Source organism: Lactobacillus kullabergensis (assembly GCF_003151025.1).
GTDB classification, from domain to species: Bacteria; Bacillota; Bacilli; order Lactobacillales; family Lactobacillaceae; genus Lactobacillus; species Lactobacillus kullabergensis.
This window is the reverse complement of the sequence record NZ_CP029477.1, coordinates 1,385,944-1,405,734: the sequence shown is the minus strand read 5'-3', so window position 1 is coordinate 1,405,734 and position 19,791 is coordinate 1,385,944. Positions and strand designations below refer to the sequence as shown.

At 34.8% G+C, this 19,791-nt stretch carries 24 protein-coding genes and 1 other RNA gene; all 25 read left to right on the top strand.

Translation table 11 applies throughout. The features are described 5' to 3' along the window. Positions 1-126: 126 nt before the first annotated feature. The 25 genes from DKL58_RS09615 (at position 127) to DKL58_RS06545 (ending at position 19,780) form a co-directional block, all read left to right on the top strand. Positions 127-1,155 (top strand): C39 family peptidase, encoded by a 1,029-nt coding sequence (locus tag DKL58_RS09615; protein ID WP_239386361.1) that lies wholly within the window; start codon positions 127-129, stop codon positions 1,153-1,155. 76 nt (positions 1,156-1,231) lie between these two features. Then, on the top strand, positions 1,232-2,329 hold the full coding sequence (locus DKL58_RS06660; RefSeq protein ID WP_162542341.1) for a C40 family peptidase: 1,098 nt from the start codon (positions 1,232-1,234) through the stop codon (positions 2,327-2,329). A 282-nt stretch (positions 2,330-2,611) separates the two neighbouring features. Further along, a complete protein-coding gene (locus DKL58_RS06655; RefSeq protein WP_109586551.1) occupies positions 2,612-3,574 on the top strand; it encodes an SLAP domain-containing protein in 963 nt (320 codons plus the stop codon). Between the two features lie 30 nt (positions 3,575-3,604). After that, positions 3,605-4,243, top strand: coding sequence for a hypothetical protein (locus tag DKL58_RS06650; protein WP_109586550.1), 639 nt, complete (start codon positions 3,605-3,607; stop codon positions 4,241-4,243). A gap of 2 nt (positions 4,244-4,245) precedes the next feature. Beyond that, positions 4,246-5,016, top strand: coding sequence for a hypothetical protein (locus DKL58_RS06645; protein WP_109586549.1), 771 nt, complete (start codon positions 4,246-4,248; stop codon positions 5,014-5,016). Positions 5,017-5,134: 118 nt separating this feature from the next. After that, positions 5,135-5,755, top strand: coding sequence for a class I SAM-dependent methyltransferase (locus tag DKL58_RS06640; RefSeq protein ID WP_045928394.1), 621 nt, complete (start codon positions 5,135-5,137; stop codon positions 5,753-5,755). Further along, positions 5,755-6,264, top strand: coding sequence for a tRNA adenosine(34) deaminase TadA (gene tadA / locus DKL58_RS06635; RefSeq protein WP_109586548.1), 510 nt, complete (start codon positions 5,755-5,757; stop codon positions 6,262-6,264). Before DKL58_RS06640 ends, tadA begins: the two co-directional genes overlap by 1 nt. 28 nt (positions 6,265-6,292) lie before the next feature. After that, positions 6,293-6,386, top strand: an RNA gene (gene ffs / locus DKL58_RS06630) — signal recognition particle sRNA small type. A gap of 57 nt (positions 6,387-6,443) precedes the next feature. Continuing rightward, positions 6,444-8,249 (top strand): DNA polymerase III subunit gamma/tau, encoded by a 1,806-nt coding sequence (gene dnaX / locus DKL58_RS06625; RefSeq protein WP_109586547.1) that lies wholly within the window; start codon positions 6,444-6,446, stop codon positions 8,247-8,249. A 20-nt stretch (positions 8,250-8,269) separates the two neighbouring features. Next, on the top strand, positions 8,270-8,599 hold the full coding sequence (locus DKL58_RS06620) for a YbaB/EbfC family nucleoid-associated protein (protein WP_045928391.1): 330 nt from the start codon (positions 8,270-8,272) through the stop codon (positions 8,597-8,599). Then, positions 8,600-9,199: a recombination mediator RecR gene (gene recR / locus DKL58_RS06615; RefSeq protein WP_109586546.1), complete on the top strand. Its 600-nt coding sequence runs from the start codon at positions 8,600-8,602 to the stop codon at positions 9,197-9,199. Continuing rightward, positions 9,199-9,429, top strand: a complete 231-nt coding sequence (locus DKL58_RS06610) for a YaaL family protein (protein ID WP_045928390.1) — start codon at positions 9,199-9,201, stop codon at positions 9,427-9,429. Before recR ends, DKL58_RS06610 begins: the two co-directional genes overlap by 1 nt. 102 nt (positions 9,430-9,531) lie before the next feature. Further along, positions 9,532-10,179: a dTMP kinase gene (tmk, locus tag DKL58_RS06605; RefSeq protein ID WP_109586545.1), complete on the top strand. Its 648-nt coding sequence runs from the start codon at positions 9,532-9,534 to the stop codon at positions 10,177-10,179. A 5-nt stretch (positions 10,180-10,184) separates the two neighbouring features. After that, on the top strand, positions 10,185-10,508 hold the full coding sequence (locus DKL58_RS06600) for a cyclic-di-AMP receptor (RefSeq protein ID WP_046332402.1): 324 nt from the start codon (positions 10,185-10,187) through the stop codon (positions 10,506-10,508). Then, on the top strand, positions 10,508-11,368 hold the full coding sequence (locus DKL58_RS06595) for a DNA polymerase III subunit delta (protein WP_109586544.1): 861 nt from the start codon (positions 10,508-10,510) through the stop codon (positions 11,366-11,368). Before DKL58_RS06600 ends, DKL58_RS06595 begins: the two co-directional genes overlap by 1 nt. A 9-nt stretch (positions 11,369-11,377) precedes the next feature. Next, complete coding sequence (yabA, locus tag DKL58_RS06590; RefSeq protein ID WP_109587019.1) at positions 11,378-11,713, top strand: DNA replication initiation control protein YabA; 336 nt, start codon at positions 11,378-11,380, stop codon at positions 11,711-11,713. A 12-nt stretch (positions 11,714-11,725) separates the two neighbouring features. Next, complete coding sequence (gene rsmI, locus DKL58_RS06585; protein WP_109586543.1) at positions 11,726-12,580, top strand: 16S rRNA (cytidine(1402)-2'-O)-methyltransferase; 855 nt, start codon at positions 11,726-11,728, stop codon at positions 12,578-12,580. 8 nt (positions 12,581-12,588) lie between these two features. Further along, positions 12,589-13,326, top strand: a complete 738-nt coding sequence (locus tag DKL58_RS06580; RefSeq protein ID WP_109586542.1) for an acyl-[acyl-carrier-protein] thioesterase — start codon at positions 12,589-12,591, stop codon at positions 13,324-13,326. 55 nt (positions 13,327-13,381) lie between these two features. Further along, complete coding sequence (locus DKL58_RS06575; RefSeq protein ID WP_109586541.1) at positions 13,382-13,900, top strand: folate family ECF transporter S component; 519 nt, start codon at positions 13,382-13,384, stop codon at positions 13,898-13,900. Positions 13,901-13,928: 28 nt separating this feature from the next. Next, positions 13,929-14,675: a tRNA (adenosine(37)-N6)-threonylcarbamoyltransferase complex dimerization subunit type 1 TsaB gene (gene tsaB / locus DKL58_RS06570; protein WP_109586540.1), complete on the top strand. Its 747-nt coding sequence runs from the start codon at positions 13,929-13,931 to the stop codon at positions 14,673-14,675. Continuing rightward, the gene (gene rimI / locus DKL58_RS06565; RefSeq protein ID WP_162542340.1) at positions 14,659-15,210 is read left to right on the top strand and encodes a ribosomal protein S18-alanine N-acetyltransferase; all 552 of its coding nucleotides are present in this window, start codon (positions 14,659-14,661) and stop codon (positions 15,208-15,210) included. The genes tsaB and rimI overlap by 17 nt, the downstream gene beginning before the upstream one ends. A gap of 16 nt (positions 15,211-15,226) precedes the next feature. Further along, the gene (tsaD, locus tag DKL58_RS06560) at positions 15,227-16,276 is read left to right on the top strand and encodes a tRNA (adenosine(37)-N6)-threonylcarbamoyltransferase complex transferase subunit TsaD (protein ID WP_109587018.1); all 1,050 of its coding nucleotides are present in this window, start codon (positions 15,227-15,229) and stop codon (positions 16,274-16,276) included. Between the two features lie 545 nt (positions 16,277-16,821). Beyond that, positions 16,822-17,442, top strand: a complete 621-nt coding sequence (locus DKL58_RS06555; protein ID WP_239386360.1) for an ABC transporter ATP-binding protein — start codon at positions 16,822-16,824, stop codon at positions 17,440-17,442. Beyond that, positions 17,442-18,611, top strand: coding sequence for a hypothetical protein (locus tag DKL58_RS06550; protein ID WP_109586538.1), 1,170 nt, complete (start codon positions 17,442-17,444; stop codon positions 18,609-18,611). Before DKL58_RS06555 ends, DKL58_RS06550 begins: the two co-directional genes overlap by 1 nt. After that, complete coding sequence (locus DKL58_RS06545; RefSeq protein WP_109586537.1) at positions 18,611-19,780, top strand: hypothetical protein; 1,170 nt, start codon at positions 18,611-18,613, stop codon at positions 19,778-19,780. Before DKL58_RS06550 ends, DKL58_RS06545 begins: the two co-directional genes overlap by 1 nt. Positions 19,781-19,791 lie beyond the last annotated feature (11 nt).

The window sequence follows — 19,791 nt, the reverse complement described above, 5'->3', positions numbered from 1 at the left end:
TTTTTAAAAGCTATCTAGTGGCAATGAATTAGTATTGTTCTAATAAGTTGTTTAATTAATAGTTCTAATATGTCCAACAAACTGAATATATCCGCAATATAACTCATATTATTAAAGGTAAATATAATGAAAAAAAGATATATTTTTTGGCTAGTATTTATTATTTCATTGTTTGAGACTCAGGCAGCAAATACCGTAAAAGCGGACTCCAGTGGCTATTCTGAAGATACTACAGTTAATGCTCAAAATAATAATACTAATGATAAAAACAAATCTGATAACAAAAATAATGATAATGCTGGTTCTAGTGCAAATGATAATAAAACCGTAGATAGTAATAGTGACCAAAATAAGCAGACTAATGATAATGAAACGCCGAAAAAAGAGCAAAATAAAAAGACTCCACAGGTAAAACCCAAAATTAAACAGGGTTGGATCAAAAGGGGAAAGAAAAAATATTTTTACAAAAATAACAAAAAAGTCAAAGGACTTGTAAAAATAAAAAAATACCATTATTTGTTTAATAAGCACGGTGTTTTACTAAGTGGACTAAGAAAGACACCACATAAATCTACCTACAGCTACTATATGACTAACGGTAAAAGAAGTGAGAAATCAGTATCTACCAAGAAAGCCTATTATTGGATTAAAAAGGGTGTAGTCAAGGGCATAAAAAACTATGCCAAATGTATTTGTCAAAGACCAGAATTACCAACCGGGTGCGAAATGACGGCAGCTACAATGATGATTAATTTTGCTGGTAAAAAAGTGTCTAAATTAAAAATTGCCAATGAAACTCCTCGCAGCAATAATCCCAACAAAGGTTTTATCGGTTCTCCTTACAAAGCTTATCCTGCAGGTTATTGGGTAGCACCCGGTGGGCTAAAGGGCGTTGTTAAAAGATATCTGGGTAAGGCTAAAATTATGACTAGTTGTAGGTTAAGTGCAATTAAAAATAAATTGCTACACTCTCACTTAGTAGTTGTCTGGGTTAACGGCATAGATGGTTTTTCGAACCATGCACTTACTTTGACTGGATATCATAATCAACAACTGTACTACAATGATCCGTGGACAGGGACCAAAGCTCAAATTAATAGTGCTGACTTCATCAGCTATTGGAGTCGAGATGGGTACAGAGCGCTGAGCTATTAAAATGTTTTAACGCTCTAATAATAGTTTTATGATATTATTATTTTGTATCTTATTTTTTAAAAAAAGAGGAAAGAATATGAAATATAAAAAGCAATTATTTTTGGGCATTGCTGCTATTACTCTAATTGCAAATTTTGGAACTACTTCAGTTGTTAGTGCACAAACTAGTGCATCACCAGTAACTGATGAATCACAAAATAATCAAGATAGTCAGTTAACTAATAATACCAATGAGACAAATAACGCTGACGAATCTAGTCAATCTGGTAACACAAGCGGTATTGAAAATTCAAATAAACCCACAGAAGAGCCTAAAGCACCTGAAAAAATTAAAACCAAATTTAACAAATTACATACAAGATTTAAATGGACAGCGGGCGATAAAATTACTGATCAAGTAGCATTAAATAGCCATGAAAAAAGATCAGTCAGTTTGCAAAAATGGAACGGCAAAAAATACGTTAATGTTCAAAAGTTTTCAACAAATAAAGAGGGAACCTTTAAAATAACTTATCCTTCATCTTGGTATCATCACAAACATTCAACCTGGAGACTTTATGCTCCTAAAACAAAAGATGCTACAGCAGCTAAGAGTAACAAAATTACTATAAATACTGTTAGGCGTTATCAAATACCAAAAAGGTATCGCCAATTACATATGAAGAGTTTGCATCTCAAGGGTTTCTATACCAGTCCACTTGATAAAAGCTTAAACTATGCTTCTACCAGAAATGATTATGTTAATGCTTTTATCAAGCGTGGTTACCAATATAAGAATGCTGGTACAGCTTGGGTTGATTTTACTACTAAAAAACCAGGAACCTCTGTAGATTGTTCTGGTTTAGTAATGCAATGTATGTATGCAACAGGAATTGATCCCTCTCCTGCTAACCCGAGATGGCATGCTACTCATGAATGGGGCTGTCGTTCATTTGTTCAAAGTCCGACTTTGCAAACGGTTAGCCTTAATAAATTAAAGCGGGGGGATTTAATTTTTTATGGTCAACCAAAGCCAACTTGTTATCACGTAGGGATTTATTTAGGCAATAATAAAGTCTTACATTCTTGGCCTAATGCTGGCGTAACAGTATGGAATGCCAATTTCCGCCCATACTATTATGCTAAACGTGTATTTCCAGTAACAAAAACTCAAAAGGTTCATCAAATGTCATAGAAAAAATTTAAGCTATTTTTTTCAGAATGCTTAAAATGAATTTTTAGCACTAGACTATTTATTAGTTTAGTGTTTTTTTGATTAATGTAGTACAGGCTTAGTACGAAAATTTTTGATAAAAATATGCTTAACTTATATATTTATTTTTGTATATACCAAAATAAATTGTTCTTAAAAAATTATAAAATTATAATGTAATTTATGTTGATTAATTAACACTTAAGAAATAGAATTTAAAGTGCAACTAGTTAATATAATTTTAGATGAAGGAGAACTTTAAAAATGAATTCTAATTATAATAAAAAGCATCAATTGAGTAGAAAATTAATAATAAATGCGACAATTTTAGGGCTGCTTGGGGGAACTGCCTTAACTATTTTACCAAAGCAGTCACAAAGCATTCAGACTGTTCAAGCAGCTTCAGCAAAAAAAGCTAAGTTGACAAAGAAGGCATATATCTATAATAAAAAAGGTCACCGCTTAGAATTAAAAGCTTACAAAAAGGGTAAACGAGTAAAAGTTTATGGCACAAAATATATTAAACATCGTAAATATTACAGAATAGGCAGTGGTTTATACATTGTCGCTGCAAATGCTAAATATATAAAGTCTAAGTTACCAAACAATGTTTCAAATTCTAAAGATAACAATAGTTCTACTAGTAAGCCCGTAGAAGACGATTCTTCATCAAATAAATTATATAAAGTGGGTGAATTTGGTGATTGTAACTTAACATATTCTCCAGCAACTAGGACCGTACACATTTCTGCATATGGCGAAAACAATACTCTTGGTAATTATGATGAGAGTATTGCGGATAAGATAAATGGAGCTAAGCTAAACAAGGGAAATAGCTTAAAAATTAGTGAAGTAGAACACATTAGTATAGATACAAATGTTTCTTTGAGTGAAAATTCTTCGGATTACCTTTTTGCTAACTTTGCTAATTTGCAAGATATTTCGGGACTAGAAAAAGTATACGCTGGGCAATGTACTGATTTTGACAGTATGTTTGCTAATGATCCTAAATTAGAAAAATTAGATCTAAGTAGTTGGGATTTATACGCTTTGGAACATGAAGATGATGTTACTACAAAAAATATGTTCTTTGGTGACAGCGGTTTAACTGAGCTCAACTTAACTGGATGGGATATTAGTAATGTAAGTGATGCTAAAGGCATGTTTGATGGTGTTAATCCTGCAGCTATCAAAGGCTTAATTCAAAAGGCGCCTAAACATAATTAAAGCAAACCATGAATTTATCGGGGGTATACATTGAAAATTTTTTTAAAATTACTTGCTAAATTTAGTAATAAATTTTTGCTAAGTCTTACCTTAATTGGAATTTTTGGCGGTAATCTGGTAGAAGCGGATTCTATTCATGTTGCTAAGGCGGCTACTGGAAATAAATATGGATTTGTAAAAAAATTTCAAGTTCCAAAAAAATGGCGAGGACAGTGGTATAAATATAATAACAAAAATGATTTTTATACGATGCGTTTATATGCTCATGGGCTAGTTGCTAAAAGTACTTATGATAACTATGTCCACAGTAAAGGTGTTTATAATCCGCTGTGGGTTATAGGCAAAATTAAGGGCAAAAATAAATATCCTTGGCAAATGCCATTGAAATGGGTTGGTAAAAATAATAAAGGCTACACAAATAATTATGCTGGCTATTGGGTAAAGCGGAGTAATAGAGAATGGATTGTAGAGACGTCTCCTCTTACAAAATTAGGTGAAATTTCAGACTATCGTTTTCTATCTTTACATTCTTTCAAAGTAAAAGATAAAAAATACTATGCCTTACTAGGGTCAGGTGAAGATACAGAAAAAGTTTACTTCGAAACTAAAAAATTAGCCAAAAAATTTAGCAACTATAATTTCAATAATATTAAACGTCCTTTGAGGTAAAAATGAAACATCTTAAACCTGCCAAAATTTTGGCTTACATAACTATAGGGTTAGTCTGTCTAGCCTTGCCGTTTACTGCAAAAAGTTCTGAAATAAAGGCTTCCTATAATGAATACAATTTTCATAGCCTTAAGCATCTAATTCCAAAAAAACATCCTAAAAAGTATGATTACTGCTATAAATTACAAAAAAAGGCCTCTAAAAAAGCCTATGCTAAGAATCCTTGGATTCATATGAATGGCTATGTTGTCACCGATCATAGTGGATATACCAAATACACTAAAAATATGAAACCAGTTAAATCTTCATATTATCCGAGATTTAAACAATTAAAGGCTCACGCGGTTAGTGCAGACTTTTCAAAAGGTAACTTCATCATGCACTATAAAACTAGGGATAATGCAATAATTCATGGCATAGCTTTTAAGAAAAAGCAGAATATCAAGGTCAAAAGAATTAAATTAACTCCTAACATTTTACTTAAAGCTTTTTATAAAGACTTTATTGATCCAAAAGGTGGTTTTAAATTAAAAAAGGGTAACGAAACAGATTTTCTTGCATCTAAAAAGCAAAAACACTTTTATCAGAATTGGAAGATTGATACCTCTGATACTATGAAAGATACCGTAGCTGATTTTATGGATACAGTTCGTTTTGGTGATGTTGAGATAAATGATCCCAGTTACGGCTATCATTATATATTCTTTAAAATAGATAAATTTAAAAAATATAAAAACTATGTGAAGTTTCGCATGCTTTACGGTATTTACTAAAACCAAGAAACTAATTATGTTGAAAAACATCTTTTAAACATAATTAGTTTTTTTATATTTGCAAAAATTTAGATGTCCGCTAAAATTATCTGGATAAGGTTTTAGAAATGAGCGAATTATGACTGAAAAACAAAACCAAATGTATTTTACTGAGAACCCCACTTCTCAGCATGATGAGCATATAATTGACTATCAAGTTAACGGCATTGATCTCAAATTTACCACTGATGCCGGAGTTTTTTCGAAATTACGCGTGGATTATGGTTCAGGTGTTTTAATTAAGAAAATGCTTGATGTTGATTTTCCTCAAAACAATATTTTAGATGTTGGCACCGGATATGGGCCAATTGGTCTTTTTGCGGCTAAATTTTGGCCAAAGCAAACAGTAGAAATGATAGACGTTAACCAGCGTGGATTAGATCTAGCAAAAAAGAATGCTGAGCTTAACCATATAGATAATGTTGCTATTTTTTCCTCTGATATTTATAGCAATATTTCATCAGCAAAGAAATATGGCTTAATTCTGACTAATCCACCGATTCGAGCTGGTAAAAAAGTTGTTTCCAATATTCTGTCTGGTGCGAAAAATCATTTGGTAAGTGATGGGGTTTTACTAGTAGTAATTCAGAAAAAACAGGGTGAGCCGAGTGCCCGTAAATTATTAACAAAAACTTTTGGCAATTGTACCATTTTAAAAAGAGATAAAGGTTACTATGTTTTGCAGGCGGTGAATAATTAATGCCATTTTCAAGTGCAGAAAAAAAAGACTTTATGCAATTAGCTTTTCAGCAAGCAAAAAAAGCCCAAGATTTAGGAGAAGTTCCAATTGGTGCGATTGTGGTAGCTCCTGATGGGCAAGTTATCGGGGAAGGCTTTAATCGGCGCGAATTGGACCAAGACGCGACTCAACATGCTGAAATGATTGCTATCAGGGAAGCTTGCAATAATCTTGGTACTTGGCGTTTAATAGACTGTAGTCTTTTTGTCACCCTAGAACCCTGTCCCATGTGTGCAGGTGCGATTATTAACTCTCGCCTTAAAAGTTTGTATTTTGGAGCACTTGACCCTAAAGCTGGTGCAGCTGGTAGCGTGGTTAACCTTTTTGATATCGAAAAGTTTAATCATCACCCTAACGTTATTCGGGGACTATACCGTGAAGAGTCAAGCCAGATGCTAAAAAACTTTTTTAAAGATATTAGACAAAAACAAAAAGCAGCAAAAGACTCCGGCAAAAATTTCGCAAATTAGTGGAAAAATACCTTAAAATACGTTAATATATCTTATGGGCAATGTTTGACCTCCAAAGCGTGTCAGGACCGGAAGGTAGCAGCACTAAGGTTGCTCGGGCATGTGCCTTTTATTAGACAATTACAAACTCTTAACTCTTGCGAAAGAGTTAAGAGTTTTTTACTAGGGAAGACTGATCAATGGCTTATCAAGCGTTATACCGCAAATGGAGACCCCGCACTTTCGATAGTGTGGTTGGTCAAGATGATATTACGGATACTTTGAAAAATGCAATTAAGCGAGGTACAATCTCCCATGCCTTTTTGTTTGCTGGTCCACGGGGAACTGGAAAAACTTCCTGTGCAAAAATTTTGGCTAAGGCATTGAATTGCAACAAGTTGCAAGATGGAGAGCCCTGTAATAAGTGCGCCAATTGTCTTGCAGCCGACAAGGGTGCAATGGCAGACATTATGGAGATCGATGCGGCTTCTAACAATGGCGTTGATGAAATACGTGATATTAGAGATAAAGTTAAGTATGCCCCAACTCAGGGCAAATATAAAGTTTATATCATAGATGAGGTCCACATGTTGTCTATGGGTGCTTTTAATGCTTTACTTAAAACATTAGAAGAACCGCCAGAGCATGTTGTTTTCATTCTGGCCACTACGGAATTGCAAAAAGTGCCAGCAACTATCATATCAAGGACTCAGCGTTATAATTTTAAACGTATAACCCAAGCTGACCTTGAAAAAAGAATGAAGTATATACTTGAGCAAGAAAAAATCAATTATGATGAAAAAGCCTTAGCCGTAATTGCTCAGGTAGCTGATGGTGGTATGAGGGATGCCTTAAGCATTTTAGATCAGCTTTTAAGTTTTGATAAAAATAAAGTTGAATATGATGCAGCTCTGGAAATAACAGGTTTTGCTGATAAAGAAAAGATCGAACAGATTTTATTAGCAATTTTAAATAATGATACAACTGAAGCATTGTCTTTGGCGCAGACAGAACTTGAAAATGGTGCCAGCTCAAAAAACATTTTAGATGAGCTCATTGAAATGGCGACTAATGCGTTAATGGTTGTCAAAACTAAAGATAATAGTCAGAAAAACTTTTTGAACGATGACTTTATAAAAAAAATACAAGATGTAAATTCTAACCGTTATTTTCAAGTGATTGCATCAGCGAATACTGCATTAAATGATTTACGCTATACTAATCAGCAACAGATTCCACTAGAAGTCTTTTTAGTTGAATGTGCTGGCAAACAAAATAGCAAAGTAGATTCTGAAAATGTTTTGGCTAGTTCAGAAAGTCAAAGGAATGCAAATACTGATTTGACTAGTGAATTAGAGGCATTAAAAAAGCAGGTTTCAAACTTAACTAAAAAAGTTTCTAGTTTAAGCAAAAAGCAAACTCAAAATAGCGATAAGATTTTTCATCTTGATAGTGCAGTTTCTGATCGAATCGATGAAAATAAAAGTAAAAATTCCAAAGCAAAAACTGCTTCCAAACCTAGAAAAACAATTAGAAGTAGAAAAAAGGCTAATGAACAAAATCGGAAACAAGTTTATCATGTCTTAGAAAATGCCACTAAGGATGATCTTGTGGCTATCAAAAATGTTTGGCCTGATCTGCAATCAGTTTTAGGCGTATCGCAACGAGCTTTGCTAGATGTGCTAGAACCTGTTGCAGCTAGTTCAGATCAGGTAGTAATGAAATGCAAATATACTCTTTGGTTTGAAAAAGCCAGCGAAGATGGTAATTTATTAATTGTATTGACAGATGAAATTGCTAAATTTACTAAGCATAGCTATGAAATAGTGCTGGTACCTGATGAAGACTGGTCTACTGTGCGGACAGAATTTTTGCAAAAGCATGGTAAAGAACTGCTTAACAAGCAAAAACAATCAGATTCAGGACCTGAACAACACGAGTCAAGCAACCAGGTTGTAGAAAAAGCTAAAGAGTTATTTGGTGACACAGTAAATGTTAAAGACTAAAATTTAAAGGAGAAATTAATATGAGTAAAAGACCTAATTTTGGGGCTATGGGCGGCATGAATATGCAACAAATGATGAAGCAGGCTAAGAAGTTGCAGGAGCAGATGGCTCAAGAACAACAAAATATTACTGCACAGGAATTTGTAGGCAAGTCAGCAGATGACTTGGTTGTAGCTACTTTTAGCGGAGATCGCAAATTGAAAAATATTACTATTGATAAAGATACGATTGACCCTGACGATCCTGACATGTTGCAAGATTTGATTATTGATGCGGTTAATAAAGGATTAGCAGAAATAGACCAAGCTACCCAGCAAAGTTTAGGCAAGTATACGAAGGGCATGATTTAATTGCAGTATCCAGCACCAATTGCGCATTTAATTGATTCTTACATGAAATTACCTGGTATTGGTGAAAAAACAGCTACAAGGCTTGCATTTTATACTTTAGATATGCCGGATGAAGATGTTCATAGTTTTAGTACTGCGTTGGCCGAGGTGAAAGAAAAACTTCACCGTTGCTCTATTTGCGGCAACATTACAGAAAAAGATCCGTGTACTATATGCAGTAATCCTGAACGTGATCAATCGACAATTATGGTAGTTGAGCAGCCTAAAGATGTGATGGCTTTTGAAGATATGGGTGAATATAATGGGCTATATCACGTTTTGCACGGGGTTTTATCACCAATGGATGGTATTGGCCCAGAAGAAATTAATATTAAGTCATTAATAGTTCGTCTGCAAAAGCAGGATCGCGTAAAAGAGGTTATTTTGGCATTAAATTCAACTCCAGAAGGAGAATCAACGGCTATGTATATCAGTAAGCTGATCAAGCCGTCCGGTATTAAAGTAACCAGGCTAGCTGCAGGTTTGGCCGTTGGGAGTGATATTGAATACGCTAATTCAATTACTTTGAAACGAGCAGTACAAGGGAGAACTTCAATCTAATGGCACGTAACAAAATTAAAAATATGGGTGATGAGTGGCTCATGACCACTATTGAAAACTTACAGGAACAGATTGCTGTTCAAAAAAATCTTGATCCGACAACGCTTGATATGTCTGAAGATAATGTAGTAACAGGTAAAATTTTAAGAGCCAAGTATTCATTTTTATATGATGAAGCACGACATCGTCATACAAGATTTAGTGGTTTTACCAATGCAATTTCAGAGTAAAGTCCTTTTCCAAAAGGGCTTTTTATTTTGATAAAAAATTAAAAGTACGTTGGGGTGTTCATATAAAGAGAACTCTTGTAAAATAGAAACATGGAGAGTTTTATGAAGAGTTATTTTATCAGTTTTGAAGGACCGGATGGATCTGGAAAAAGTACAGTTTTAAAGCAAGTTGTGGCAGAAATTGCGCCTAGACTTAAGACACAATATCTAGTGACTCGGGAGCCAGGGGGATCAAAAATTGCTGAGAAAATCCGCCAATTAATTTTAGACCCAGTTAATGAAGAAATGTCTGCGAAAACTGAAGCTTTACTTTATGCGGCTTCTCGTAGTCAGCATATGTTTGAAACGGTTATACCCGCACTTAAAGCAGGGAAAATAGTTTTTTCAGATCGTTTTGTTGATAGTTCATTGGCCTATCAAGGTGCAGGACGAGAATTAGGTATTGCTGCAGTAAAACAGATTAATGATTTTGCTACAAGTAAAGTTGAACCCGATCTAACTATTTTTCTGGATGTTAAACCCCAAGTTGGATTGAACAGAATTGCTAAAGAAAGAGCCGGTCAAGAAGATCGTTTGGAACAGGAAAAATTAAATTTTCATCAAAAAGTTTATCAGGGTTATCAAGAAGTAATTAAGGCTCATCCTGAAAGAATAAAGGTAGTTGATGCAAATAAACCCTTTAATTTAGTAGTAGAAGATTGTGTTAAAATAATTGCAAACCAATTACCAGCAGATTTATTAAAGGACTGATTAAAATGAAGTTAATAGTTGCAATTGTTCAAAAAGAAGATGCTAATAGGCTGCAGCGTACCTTTGTCAAGGAAAGCATTCGTGCGACTAAGCTTGCTACGACCGGAGGATTTTTAAGTGAGGGTAATACTACTTTTCTTATCGGTATAGATGATAAACATGTCAAGCAGGTTTTGCGCATCATTAAGGAAGAGTCTAAATCCCGTGAAGAATATATGAACCCTAATTTGGTGATGACAGGTTTTGAAATGAGTAGCCAACCAGTAAAAATTACGGTTGGGGGAGCCACTTGTTTTGTTTTGCCTGTTGAAGAATTCAAGCAATTCTGATGTCGGTCGATATTAGTAAAAGAGGCAAGAAACAGTCTGAACTTTTAGGTCAAGCTTTTGAGCAAAAAAAATTGGCTCATAGCTACTTATTTGTTGATGCTAATGAAGTTCAGGCATTAAATACAGCATATTGGTTAGCTTGTCTCTTTAATTGTAGTGGTAATGAAAAACCAGATGGTACGTGTCAGAATTGCAGGCAAATTATTTCAGGCAATCACCCTGATGTACTAATGGTAGAGCCTGAAGGCAAGCAAAATTTGGGAATTGATCAAGTCCGTGTTTTGAAGGAAGAACTAGCCAAAAGTCCGGTTCAAAGCAGTGTACGTTTCTTTTTTATTAATGAAGCGCAGAAGTTAACTTTGCCTGCTGCTAATGCTTTACTTAATTTATTAGAAGAACCTATTGCTCCTGTTGTTACTATTTTAATCACAAATAATACCGATCAAATTTTGCCAACTATTCGCTCACGTACTCAAATTATTAATTTCACGCTCAATCAAAAAAAACATGACAAGAGTGAAGAATTACTGGCAAATGGTTTTAGTCCGAGTGAAGTTGACTCACTGGAAGATACAGCTAAATTAGATAAAGAAACCAAATATTTTTACCAAGAAATGCTTGAGCATAACTCACTTTCACTTGTGAGTGCACATCAGTTAGCAGAAATGGCAAAAAGCAAAAATGAGCAAAATTATGTTCTCTTTTTACTTAAAAAATGGGCTCAAGCAGAATTAAAAAGCAATAATCAAAAAAACGGGGCAAGGATGCTAAAGTATTTGCTTGAAATTGACAAAATGCAATACAGCAATGTTAGTTTTCGCAATTTACTCGATTTTCTTGCTTTACAATGGAAGCGGTAGGTGTTCATGGTGGATTCTTATTCAAAGTTAGAGCAACTTCATGATTCGATGGTTAGCATGACCAAAACAATCGAAAGTTTGGAAAATAGTATTTTGGAAACATTAAAAGAAAATACTGAATTAAAAGTAGAGAATCAATTGCTGCGTGAAAAAATGGACAAAATGAATAGTGCCCATAATAGCACCGTTAAAACTCAGAGTGGTCTTGAATCTTTACGGCAAATTTACAGCTCAGGTTACCATATTTGCAATATGTACTATGGCTCTCACCGTGATCCTAATACTGACTGCATGTTTTGTTTGGATATTCTTGATAATTTTGGCGAGAAAAAGAAAAAACATTAAAGGATTGATTAAATGCAAAGGCAAAGTAGTTATGGCCAAGACAGCGGCAAACTTTATTTAGTGCCAACTCCTATTGGTAACCTTGAAGACATTACCCTTAGAGCAAAAAGAATTTTACAGGAAGCTGATTATATTGCTGCTGAAGATACTAGAACAAGTGGAATTCTGCTTGAAAAAATTGGGGTTCATAATCATATGCTTTCCTTTCACAAATATAATTCAAAAGAAAGGGCACCTGAATTAATTAAGCTAATGAAAGATGGTGCGGTTATTGCTGAAATTAGTGATGCGGGGATGCCTGTCATTTCAGATCCGGGATACATTTTAGTGCAAGAATGTATTAAAAATGATATTCCCGTAGTTCCTCTGCCTGGTGCCTCGGCATTTGCTACTGCCTTAATTGCTTCCGGCTTTGACGCCCAACCTTTTACATATTATGGCTTTTTACCTCGTAAAAAAAGTGAACAACAGCCTTTTTTTGAGCAAATGAAAAAAGCACATGCTACTTCTATTTTTTATGAAGCGCCGCACAGATTGACAAAAACTCTGAATAATTTATCTGAAATACTGAATTCTGAGCGTAAAATTGTTGTTGCCAGAGAGCTTACTAAAATTCACGAAGAATTTATTCGTGGTACAATCAGTGAGGTTACCGATTATTTTGAACAAAATGCTCCTAGAGGTGAATTCGTTGTTTTAATTTCTCCTAATGCCGCTCAAGAAACGCAATTGTCGTGGGCCGAATTAATTAAAGCGGTGAACCGGTTGGTTGACAAGGGAGAAAGTAAAAAATCGGCGATTAAGACAGTAGCTCAAGAAAATAATGTTTCAAAAAATGAGCTATATGAACGTTACCATCAAAAGTAGGTGAAAGTATGAAGTATAGTGAAAAACATATAGTAAATTATTATGAGTGTGATGAAAATAAAAATTTGAAATTGCCTGCAATGATTGACTTAATGATGAGCGTTTCAGAGCATCAATTGGACTCAGGCAATGGCAGTACAAGTGCGTTAACTAAAAGAGGATTAGGTTGGGTTGTAACGCAATACCATATTGAAGTGGCACGTCTGCCCAGACCAAATGAAGAAATTACGCTCACAACCGAACCATTCGGCTATAACCGTTTTTTAGAATATAGAAATTATGCTTTTACAGATCAAAATGGCAATGACCTGATAACTGCTAAGAGCGAATGGGTTTTATTTGATTTACAGACTCGTAAACTGGTGTCGACAGATAAGAAAATGATGGCTGAAATTGGCGTTCCACTTCTAAAAAAATTACCTCGTTTCCCTAGACTGCGAGTTCAGGATGAATATCAAAATGAGAGACAATATCGGGTACGTTATGATGATTTAGATACAAACCATCATATGACCAATGGCCACTATTTTAATTGGTTTATTGATACTTTGGATCGTGACTTTTTGAAAAATCATATTGTCAAGACTATTGATATTAAATTTAACCTTGAAGTGCGGTACGGGGAGACACCATATTCGCGCGTTAGTGTAATCAATGATGAGAATGGTGTTAAATCATATCACACAATTGCGGATGAGGACAAAAATGATAAAGCCGTTTGTGAACTAACTTGGCGCAAATTATAATATAATTATTTTTTGTGTTCTCACAAAAATTAACTGAAGAAAGAAAGTGCTGAAAATGACTATTAAAGAGATGCTTAAGGTCGAATTGCGTGATCTTGTCCTTTTAGGAATTATCGTGGCAATGAAAATTATTCTTAGTCGTTTTACAGTTGGAACAATAATTGTGCATGTTAGCCTCGGATTTATAGGCAGTGTAATGCTAGGTTATTTGTTTGGACCAGTATGGGGCAGCATTGGTGGTGGAATTAGTGATTTGGTTTCATCAGCTCTATTTGGCAATCAAGGAGGGTTTTTCCTTGGCTTTACATTGAGTGCAATGATAGGTCCCTTTATTTATGGCTTGGTTTTTTATCAAAAGCCAGTTAAAATATGGCGGATAATTCTTGCAACTCTATTAGTGACAGTTGTTGTTAATATTGGGCTAAATACTTTATGGGTGCACCTTTTATACGGGATGGACTTTCGCGTTGTCCTTATTCAACGAATACCTAAAGAAGCGATTACGCCGTGGTTAGAGATGATTATTAGTTACTTTGTTTTAAACGCCATTTCACGCGTTAAAATCAAAAGGTAATTTTCGAAAAGAGAATAAAAATTTTAGAATGAAAATTTTGAGTATGTCCACTGCGACAAAAAATCTTAGTGTGGCTTTAAATGACGACAGTAGAATTATTGCGGAAAAAAATGAGTATGATGCCCGCAATCATAGTGCACATCTAGATCCTTTAATTGACCAAATTTTAAAAGAACATAATCTGGAATTAGCTGAAATTGATCGCTTTGCCGTTGCGATAGGACCAGGTTCATATACAGGTTTGCGAATAGGTGTGACTACTGCTAAGGTATTTGCCAGCATATTAAATAAGGATGTAGTTGGTGTATCTACTTTGCAGGCTTTAGCTTCCAGTTGCAATGAACAAGCAACGTTAATAGTAGCAGGTATAGATGCTCGCAATAATAATTATTTTGCTGGTGCTTATATAAATAAGGAAAATGGTAATGTACCTGTCTGCGTGGTTCCCGATGGTCACTATCACATTGATACTCTTTTAAGTGCAATATCAGAGTATTATGCAGCTAACAATTTGGAAAAAGTGATTTATGTTGGGACTGGCTTTGAAAAGCAGGAAGACGCTATAAGAAAGACAAATATTCCCTTCAGTTTTGGCACGGAAAAACAGAATGTTGTTCATGCTGGTTTAATAGGTAAGCTGGCTCTGAATGCTAAACCTGATGACCCTGATCAATTATTGCCGAATTATTTGCGTCGCACGCAAGCTGAAATTGACTGGCATAAAAAGACAGGGGAAGCCTATAAACCAGATAGTAATTATGTGGAAGAAGTTTAAGCATTTTGGGTCTTTTTGGCTTTTAGCAAAAGAAAAAAAGTTTATTAAGTTTGTCCCAGAAAAGATCATTGTGAATCAATCTAGTCTGAGTATCAGGCAAGCCCAAGTTAAAGATATTTCTGCAATATTGTTGCTGGAGCAAAGTCTTTATCAGGGGAAACAACCGTGGAATTCAATGGCTTTTCATACTGAAATAAGTAGAAATGATTCACTGTATTTAGTTGTATTGCAAACTCAGTGTGTCATTGGCTTAATTGGTGTGCATTTTGACGTTAGTAGTGCACATATTACTAATCTGATGGTTGATTCGGCCTGGCAAAAAAATGGTATAGGTACTTATTTAATCAAAAAAGTGATTGAAATTGCTAAAAATAAAAACTGTAAAGAACTTAGTCTAGAAGTAAGAGTTGATAACTTGACTGCTCAAAATTTGTATTGCAAGTTAGGTTTTACAGTAAGTTTTGTGTGGCCTAATTATTACCAGAGTTCGCATCAAGATGCTTTTAACATGGTGCTTAAATTGACAAGTGACTAAAAGAAAGGAAAATAAATTGGTAAACAAAAAAGACATCCGTATTTTGGCTTTTGAAAGTTCGTGTGATGAGACTTCGACATCTGTTGTAAAAAATGGCAGGGAAGTGGAAAGTTTGATAGTAGCTACTCAAATTAAAAGCCATCAACGTTTTGGGGGTGTTGTTCCTGAGGTTGCTAGTCGTCATCATATTGAAGTTATTACACAAATAACCAATGAAGCACTGAAAGAAGCACACATAGCTTGGAAAGATATTGATGCAATTGCGGTAACCTATGGACCTGGTTTGGTAGGTGCCCTTTTAATTGGTGTTAGCGCGGCAAAAGCTGCTTCAATGGCTACGGGTATTCCTTTAATTGGCGTTGATCATATCATGGGTCACATTATGGCAGCTCAGTTAAAGGAAGAAATCTCTTATCCGGCTCTTGCTTTGCAAGTTTCTGGAGGTCATACAGAGATTGTATTGTTAAAAGATTCAACCCACTTTGAAATAGTTGGCGATACTAGGGATGACGCGGCTGGAGAAGCTTATGACAAGATTGGAAGAGTACTCGGTGTTAATTACCCCGCTGGTAAAACTATTGATGAATGGGCTCAGAAGGGAAAGGATACCTTTGATTTTCCGCGGGCAATGATTAAAGAAGATGATTATGATTTTTCTTTTTCTGGTTTAAAGAGTGCTTTTATTAATACCTATCATCATGCTGAACAAATTCATCAAGACCTGAATAAATATGATTTAGCTGCTAGTTTCCAAGCTGCAGTGATAGATGTCTTGGCTACTAAAACTATTAGGGCGATTAAGCAGTATCAGCCTCAAACCTTTATTATGGGTGGAGGGGTTGCCGCTAACCATGGTTTACGTGAAAGAATGAACCATGAAATAGCAAACCTGCCTCGGAATTTACAACCGAAAGTCATTTTGCCAGAGTTAAAGTTGTGTGGAGATAATGCTGCAATGATTGGTGCTGCGGCCTATAACTTGTACCAAGAAGGAAAATTCGCTGATCTTACTTTGGATGCTGATCCATCTTTAGAATTACCTTACGCATCCGAAATGTTGCAATAAAGGAGACTGGGGGAAAAGTAGGTCAGTGATCTTACTAAAAGAGCCGGCAAACCACTTTTTTTAGTGATTTGTCGGCTTTTAGTTTTATTAAGTTAAGGGGGTTAGCATTTTCCTAGACCTTTTTTTATCATTATATGTTTTAAGGTCAACCATTTTAAACATTAAATTTATGTATCAATTACTAAATGAGCGTGATCACTCCTTTGATTGAGAAGAAGCAGAAGTTCAATCAACTAATTAATGAAGCCTATTATCAAAACTCTGAAAAAGATTTGAATTTTATCTTGTTTAGTTAATTTAGTCATTTCAAAAATCATATATGACATTTTTTAATTTAGTTTTCCTACCAGATTATAATAAAGTCAAACAGGTATAGGAAATCAAAAAAATAAGTTCAAGAAATTCAAAATTTGCTAATCATTTTGATTATGAATTTTATAAAGATGAACTATTAATCAGAAAACAATGAAATTGATATAATTAAATGATATCCTGATATAGTATTCTATCATTTCAACTTAATTCACCACTCAAAAGAGGAGACTATGATGCTAACTGTACAAAACCTATCACTCAAAACCAGGCAGCCAATCCTGCATGATTTTTCTTATCAATTTGCACCCGGTCAATTTTATCAAATTGCTGCAGAGAACGGTTCTGGTAAAACAAGTTTCTTGCGTGCTGTTACGGATCTAATTCCAGCTTCTTCTGGTAAAGTCTTATTAGACGGAAAACCATATGCCCAAAATAAGCGTAAGCTTTTTTTCTTTGAAAGCAATGAATGGTTGAACGCCAATTTAACTAGCCTTGATTACTTAAAATTCGTGAAAAGCCAATGGCATTCTAATGTCGACCTTGATCAAGAACTTGATTTGCTGGGTGTACGTGAGTATGTCAAAGTCCCGATTAAAAAGTATTCGCTGGGAATGAAGCAAAAATTGATTGTGGCCATGTACTTAGTTAGTGACGCTGAATATTACTTGATGGACGAGATCACTAACGGTCTTGATGAAGAAAGTCGCACAGTTCTTTATGAAAGACTAAATGATGAGGTGACTCAGCGTAATAAATGTATTATTCTAACGTCTCACTATAGCAGCGAGATTAAAGTGAATAACTTACACCGGCTTGTTTTACACAAACAAATGATGCACGAGGTAGACTAATGATCTCATATTTTTCATTGCAACTAAAAAAAGTTACTAAACACAATCTATCAATTATTTCACTGGTTATTTTATTATTAATTTCTTTTTGCTTACTATACATGAAGTCTACGCAGCTCAGTGGTACTGGTTCTTTAAAAGGAGATGCTCAAGGTCAGATTGCCATGAAAAAGGAAGCCTTACAAGCGGATCGTCAAGCGCTCAAACGATATTCACCGCAAGGAAAATCATACAAGGCCACTGAAAAAGATATCAAACAAACTGAAAAGGAATTAAAAAAAGATCAAACCTTTGTTGATGATATTAATCACAATCACTGGAAGCAAGTTTATGAGACCAAATTAAAAAGGGAACAAAAAGGCAAATTGACTGATCTAAGTTCGGATGAAAAAGATAGACATAAAAGTGTAATACTGCGTTTAAAGTATCTCATAGCTCACCCTATGCCTTATGAAAGCGATAGCGCAGTCACTGGAATACAGTTTCTATTAGATTTGAATGAAAACTATTTGCCTGTCTTATTTAGTTTAGTAATGATTTTTGTTTTGACTTATTTATTTACTGGTTCTTATAAAAATGGTCTTGACATTTCGACTGTCTTGCCAATTAATCGCTTGCAAAGTACCCTGACTAATAATATTGTTGGGTTGGCAGTTGTCAGCTTTATTTTTCTTTTACTAAACTTATTAGTTTTCGGTGGAGCAGCGAGCATTTTTGGTACTGGTCGCAGTGACTATCCTTACATCATTCACCATCTGGTTAGCGACCACTTGGTGCCAGGAATTGTTCCGACCGCCAAATTGTTGCCCCAAGCAACTATACTGCAGCTCTTAAATTTCATATTTATGGTTTTGTTTGTGCAACTGGCTGCTAAAATCTTTCATAACCAGTTACCGACTCTGTTAGTTTCGCTATTGCTTTTATTAGGCGGTCATTTTATTACAATTTTTATCATTCCGTTGGAGAAGATTGCGCAGTGGCTTCCTGGTACTTATTTAGGAGCTTTAAATGTTGTATCAAACCAAACAGCCTATGCAATGGATAATTCCGCGATTAACTTTTCAAATGGTGTGCTTACCTTAATACTAAGTTCTATATTATTATTCTTGCTGGTACTTTTAATTGATCGCATTACAACTATTGCACATAGAAATGGGAGATTGGCATAATGTCCTATTTGGCTTTTCAGCTTAAAAAAGTATTTAAGAATAAGCTAACCCCAGTTTGCTTAGCAATTTTGCTCTTGTTAATGGGTATTGTCTTATTCATGAATATTCGTACTAATCCCCAATTTTCCTTGCAGGCGGGGGCTAAATCAGAGATTGCTTACCGCCAAAAAGAAATTAACCGGCAGCAAAGATTACTTAAACATGATAAACAAAAATCAAAAACTGAAGTTTACCATGATACTAAAGCTGCTATTAAGCAAAACCAAGATGCAGTTAAGCAAGATAAACAAGTTCAAAAAGCGGCAAATAAAGGCAACTGGCGCAAAGCCTACACGATTATGTGGCAACAAAAAAAGCAAGAACGAACTATTATATCAAATGGCCAAGATTCAACAGGCCTTAATTCAAGGACAAATGTAGAGAAAAAACTGCAATTCTTTAACTACTTACGCCATGAGCCTTTGCCTTATGAAAGTCAGGATATGCCAGTAACAGGCTGGCAATTCTTACTGCAATTAAATCAGCAATATTTGCCTTACGTATTTACTCTTGTTGCTCTGTTTTTATTAACTTTGTTTTTAACTGATTCTTACCATCAAAAGTTAGATACGGCGCAGTTATTACCGCTTGAAAAAAATAATTTAATGATTTCGAATACCATAGCAGGAATAGTCCTGACTCTTGGTAGTTTTTTAGGGATTAACTTAGTATTATTTATTGTAGCTTCCCTTATTTCTGGTACTGGTAGTTTATCCTTCCCTTATATCGTAGTTCAATATACAGTTAGTGGTCCCCTTATTAAATGTGTAACTACTGGCAGCTTTATTATCAAAGTAATTGTATTGCAGGCACTTACCTTGATCTTCGATGTTGTCTTAGTTCAGTTCCTTGCCCGAATTTTTCGTGATAAATTACCAGCATTACTTATCGCTATTTTACTTGTCCCAGGGCTCAACATTGCAACTATGATAGTTGATCCGCTGCGTAAGATTTGCGCCTGGTTGCCAATGACATACTTGAACGCAGTTGACATAGTATCTGGCAATTTAGGAATGAATTATCAAAATATGCAGTTGAACTATACGACAGGGATTTTAACACTGTGCTGTTCAATTTTAATAATTGCTATTTTGATTTTACTGTCCAGTCATATAAAATATAAAAAATAAAATTTTATATT